3 protein-coding genes and 1 pseudogene are annotated in these 5,694 nt (G+C 45.5%); 1 reads left to right on the top strand and 3 read right to left on the bottom strand.

Annotation, left to right across the window (positions count from 1 at the left end):
- Nucleotides 1-964, top strand: a 964-nt coding sequence (locus Q0668_RS14460) for a substrate-binding domain-containing protein (RefSeq protein WP_298865895.1), incomplete at its 5' end; no start/stop codon positions are given.
- Between the two features lie 114 nt (nt 965-1,078).
- Here the strand turns inward: Q0668_RS14460 and Q0668_RS14465 are convergent.
- The 3 genes and pseudogenes from Q0668_RS14465 to Q0668_RS14475 all read right to left on the bottom strand — a co-directional run bounded on the left by Q0668_RS14465 (nt 1,079) and on the right by Q0668_RS14475 (nt 5,452).
- Entirely contained in the window at nt 1,079-2,800 is a 1,722-nt protein-coding gene (locus Q0668_RS14465; protein ID WP_298865897.1) for a DUF885 domain-containing protein, read from the bottom strand.
- A 336-nt stretch (nt 2,801-3,136) separates the two neighbouring features.
- Nucleotides 3,137-3,445, bottom strand: a pseudogene (locus Q0668_RS14470) (sulfatase-like hydrolase/transferase); the annotation flags it as partial.
- Between the two features lie 732 nt (nt 3,446-4,177).
- Complete coding sequence (locus tag Q0668_RS14475) at nt 4,178-5,452, bottom strand: lactonase family protein (RefSeq protein ID WP_298865901.1); 1,275 nt, start codon at nt 5,450-5,452, stop codon at nt 4,178-4,180.
- Between the last annotated feature and the right edge of the window lie 242 nt (nt 5,453-5,694).

A 5,694-nucleotide genomic window follows, 5' to 3' on the forward strand; every position in this document is an offset into this window, starting at 1 on the left:
CGTCTCGGCAATGAAATTTCAAAACGTGCGCAGAGCACGCGTTCCGGTTGTAAACGTGTGGTTAAACTCATCAGCAAAGAACATACCAGGTGTATTCCCAGATTGGGAAAAAGCTGGTGAAATGGCAGCCGAACATTTAGTTGCCAGAGGTTTCCGACGATTTGCGTATCTCGGATTTCGACGAGACAAAGGTGTTGACTGTCAACTGAATGGATTTCAATCGACGCTACAGGATCTAGGTTTTGATTGTGATTGCTATCTCGTTGGACGTAATTACTCGCATAGCCAAGATCAATGGGACAAACTCTCACGACGCCTCTCTGAACTAACGCAATCTTTTTCGACGCCTGTCGGAGTTTGCGTTTCGGATGACTTATTAGGACGTTTTTTATTAGACGCTTGCCTGCGTGCTGGTCACAACGTGCCACATGACGTTGCGATACTTTCTACTAATAACGAACCGCTCGTGTGTGAGAACTCGTCCCCACCTCTATCGAGTATCGAGTTGGGTTATCCGCAAATCGGCTGGCGAGCCGGTGAATTACTTGACAAACTGATTCGGCAGACTAAGAAATCAAATGAAATAATCCTTCATCCTCCAGAGTCTCTCGTTTTGCGGCAATCGACGGATGCGTTTGCTGTAGAGAATCCGCAAGTTGCAACCGCTTTACGATTCATTGCAAATCAATGTCATCGGGCACTATCTGTTAATGATGTGGCCCGACATGTCGTGATTTCTCGTCGTACACTGGAACGACGATTTCAAGAATTTCTAGGTCGAACAATCGCTGATGAGATCACGCGTATGCGCTTGGCTCGAACAAAGCGTCAACTGTTGGAAAATGATGAAGCAGTGAAGACAATTGCATATCGTAATGGCTTTCGGGACGCCAGTCATCTTTGTACCGTATTTCGGCGCGAATTTGGAATGACGCCGGGTGACTTTCGTAACCTGCAAAAGTAGCTCGAAGAGTCCACTCGGTCTTTGTAAATTGTCGTCAGTCACAAAACCTATGAGGGCATATAATTGTTTCTGTGCGTTTTCTCTAAACCGGAAGTGATTTACGAGCCACATCGATCATTCCAGTGTTTGGAGAACTGCTCCTGGCAAAGGGATTACATGTTCATGCAACAGTACTCGTACAAACTGCGTGGGAGGTGACCCATAAGACAGGACTTTGTCATGGTACGTTTTCAAATTAAATTCATCTCCCCATAGTTGCTCCGCTTCTCGTCGCATCGCGACATGCTCCAGATACCCAACAAAATACGTGGATAATTGGGCGGAAGTCAGTTGTGCTCGTGTCCATTTACCAGCTGCTTCTCGTTCCTCCTGAAACGCGTCTTCGACCAAGAGTCGCATTGCATCGCTTCGCGAGATTCCATCAACGTGTACCGCATGATCGAGGATGGCATTGGTTGCATCACGAAGATACCACTTCAGAGTGATCAACTTTAAAAGCGGATCGTGGTCCCGAAAGCCTTCCTGGCACATCATCCACTCTGAATACACAGCCCAGCCTTCGACAAAAACTCCCGATTGAAACATATGTCGCAGTTTACCTGCGAAGCGATTTGCGTGAGCCAGTTGTAAAAAATGTCCCGGCATCGCCTCATGAATGGTCAATACATCCAATGAGCGTGTGTTGTATTCTCGCAAATGCGAGTTAATCTGTTTCTGTGTCCATTTTTCTGGAATTGGTGAGACTGCATAAAAAGTTTTTTGCCCTGTTTCCAGCGGACCCGGCGTATCGCAATAGGCCAACGATACACCACGTTGAAACTCTGGCATGATAATAATCTCTAACCGATCAGGCATGAGTGTGATTAAATCCTGCTTTCGAATAAAATCAGTCGCCATCGCAACCGATCGTTTTGCTGTAGCCACAATTTCGTCAGCTTTCGGAGTCTCCGCATAAGCCTGTTCCAGTCCAAATCGAATAATGGCTCGGCGATACGCATCTGAAGGGCGCTCCGGAAAATCGGTTAGTGGATACTGCTTAAGGTAAACTCCTTTTGCAATATCGTACATTTCTTCATGTAAGCTCCGGACCCTTTGTTCCGCCAGATCGCGAATTTCCCGCCGTGTTAATGGAGTGTGAAGAGTGAAGTTGAGCTTCTTCTCATAAAGTTCGATACCCAATCGAAAATCACCTTTAGCATGTGGCAGCAGCTCGGACTCTAACCATTCCTGATGTTTTCCAATGGCTTTTTCGGCCACTTCGATGGCATGTACGAGTCGTTCACGTTCAGCTTTTGGAAGGTCGTCTATCAGCGGGCGAACAGTATGATCCAGAATTTTTAACACTCCGCGATTCTGTGCCACGGCAGTCTTGGCATGCACAGCCGGTACACGATTGATGACCAGGTTGTTTCGTACCTGTTCATGAAATCTCGGAAACTGCTCTAGTCGTTCAGCGACATTTTTAAGCCGTACACGTTGTGGTGCAAAATCGCGAGACATCAATCCGTGAATAGCATCTCCAGCCAATCCAGTATAAATGAGCGGATTCCATGCCCACTTCTGTAATTCCTTGAGCTTCCAAAGTTGAGCCTGTATTGAGTGTCTTAATAGCGCGTAGTCAACTTGGTTTTCTCGAGAAAGCTTGCGAGGATCGATTCGTTCGAGTCGTTCAATCAAACTGTCAGTCCACAGTATCCGTTTTGCGCGTGCCTCTCCGCTGATTTCGTCAAGTTGGTCATCGAAACGATGATCTCCGAGTCCCGTTGCTCGAACCGGTGAAAATGCAGTAGACTGCTCTATGTACTGCATACCTAGTTTTTCGAATTCTGTGTTCATGGCAACTTCATTTCCCAACACTGCATGTACGGCAAGAAACATTGTTATTAAAGAGCTGCAGGAATTCTTAAAAAACAGGTTCATTATCAGGTCCCATTCAATGCTTCGCCTGGAGTGTTTAGATTGTTATGTTTATCCTTCGTGACAATCACCATAATCTCATTGTGCAATTCGTACCTAATACAGAAAAGAGATGTCACGTCGTGTTATTCCTTCCCGGCGATATTCTTTTTATCACTTGTCTGAACAGGCAAATGTTCAAGCAAAAACCGCGTCATCATTTCGCGTAGATGACGCGACGTATTCTTCCGTTCTTTCACTGCATGAGTACGATTGTAACGTGACGGCATCCGGAATCGTGTGGCGGAATCTCGTAGCAAGATCCCACACTTTTGTCGAATCTGGCCGCAACCCAGTCATAATACTGACTCGAGATGGATTACAGACCGCTAACTGGCAGTAAGCCCGGGTAAATGTGACTCCGCTTTCTGCAAGGGCATCAATGTTTGGTGTTTTAATTTCCTTCACACCGTAGCAACCCAGTTCGGGGCGAAGATCGTCAATGGCGATAAACAGTATGTTGGGTTTTAATGGCCCGTTCTCTGCAGTCATTGCAGTTAAACTCGTTGCATGAGAGACAATCATTCCGATGCTAAACAGCGTAAATGCCGTTCGCCTAAATGAAAGCATCTTGATACAGTATGCCATTACTTACGATTCCTTTACTTCCTCGTTTCAAAGAGTCGGGATCCGCGTTATTATGCTTGCGAGTTTGAAACAACTCATTATTGTATGCCTCGACTCAATTTGCCTCCTATACCTTTCATTGGTCCAACATCCATTATTCGACCGCGATCAAAAGACTTACCCAGTTTAATTGTTTACAATTTGTCTTTTGCGTCAACTTACGGTCTATTTGCACCGTACTCGTATCGTCAATAGATTCAATCACGAGTTAGACAGTTCGTTTCTTAAAGTGCCCTGAGATTAAAGTCGTTTCAGAAAATATATAGCACCAAATTCAGAGCAACTAAAACTATCTCACGCCAGCAATCCCTATCGTCCAACCGGAAAAGAATGACAACATAATCTGACCACACAGACCTCTGGGATACCGGGCACCGGTACCAGAGTCAAAACTGTTCTGCATGCCTGCTTCCCTCAGCTCCAGCAGACAAACAAAACAATCATTGATATAATCGGACACTAAGTTGCGCGATTTGTGTCATACTTGAGGGTACCTCAATACGCTGGAGCGTTTGCAACTGGTTCACAAAATGGGGAGCATGCCTACCCATGTGGGTTCGAGATCACTTCCTGAGAAAATAATCTCAAAATCTATCCATTTTGGAATGCAATCCAACACTTAAGAAATTTTCAACTACCTTTTTTTGCAAGGTCAAGAAAGACGATATGCGAAGGGTTGCCTACAGCAGCGTATTGGTTGGTGAAGTTTAATTTTCCCGTTTTGTTGTCCACCTTAAAGACAGCGATGCTATCTGCCCGTTGATTGCAACAATACAAGAATTGTCCTGTAGGATCGAAACTGAAACTGCGTGGGTAATTTCCGCGTGTCCATTCTTCACCAATGAAGGTCAGCCTGCCCTCTAAACCTATTGAAAATATTCCAATGCTGTCATGCAAACGATTGCCCGCATAAACAAACTTTCCATTTGACGAAACGAGAATTTCTGAGCAAAAGTTGCTTCCCACAAATCCAGCCGGCAGTGTCGAAATAGTTTGACGTGAACTCAGCTTTCCCGCTTCACTGTCATAATCGAACAAAACAATTGTCGAGCCTTCTTCTTGAATGGAATAGAACCATCGCCCGTTGGGATGAAAATGGAAATGCCGAGGACCATCGCCGGGAGGGAGTGAGATTGCGTGAGGATGATTCGCGGTCAGTTTTCCCGTTTTCTCATTGAACTTCCAGATATAGATTTTATCCAAACCCAAATCGACATGCAGCACAAAACGACCGGAAGGATCGGATTGAATCATATGAGCGTGTGTTCGATCATGTCCACTGATAGCAAAGCTGCCCTTCGGTGCGTTTGTGGCCTTTGTAGGACCAATTTTCCCAGCATCGTTTTTAATATCTGTCGCGATTCCCAATCGACCATCTTCCAGTATGGGAAGCACGGACACGGAACCCCCAAAATAATTTGCGATCAGTAGAAAACGACCGGAAGGATGGATGCTCACATAAGTAGGACCTGCACCACCAGAGCTAACCGTGTTGAGTGGCTTCAACTTTCCATCTTCTTTGTTGATAGTGAAAGCGCTGACCGATCCGTGCTTTTCTTTCCCCACGCCATCAGTTTCATTAGTCGAATAAAGATGAGTACCTGCTGCATTGACAGCCAGACAACTTGGGCTTGTTCCCATGGCATGAATGCCCGCAGGTGTCATTGCACCGGTCTCTCGATTCACCTTGAAGAGATGAATCCCACGGCCATTGCCGGGCGGCAAGTCAACTTGAGTTTCTAGCATATCCTTAAGCGGAGAACTGAACGTACCCACGTAGGCCATCAGTGGCTGACTTACAGTATTCGATTCTGCTTGAGCCAGGCCAGCGACAAGTGGAATTGCCCCAGACATTGCAACAGAAGTCTTAAGAAATGAACGGCGATTTTGATCGGGAAAAGTCATGGGAGATTTTCTAAAAAAGTAAGGCATGAGATAAGCTAGTGAAACTAAATCGCATCATATTTTACCATAGCATCTATCATTCTATGATACTCGTTTCAAATGGCCTTGGAGCCGCTACAGTAAATCTGGACACAGGCTAGTAGATTATAATGTATACATAGAGAATCGAAATCAAAACTGCATCTTCCGCTGGCGTGGGCATGGCACTAATATTATCGGCGTCACACAAGTTCCGGAATTGG

Source organism: uncultured Gimesia sp. (genome assembly GCF_937910335.1).
Classification (GTDB): domain Bacteria; phylum Planctomycetota; class Planctomycetia; order Planctomycetales; family Planctomycetaceae; genus Gimesia.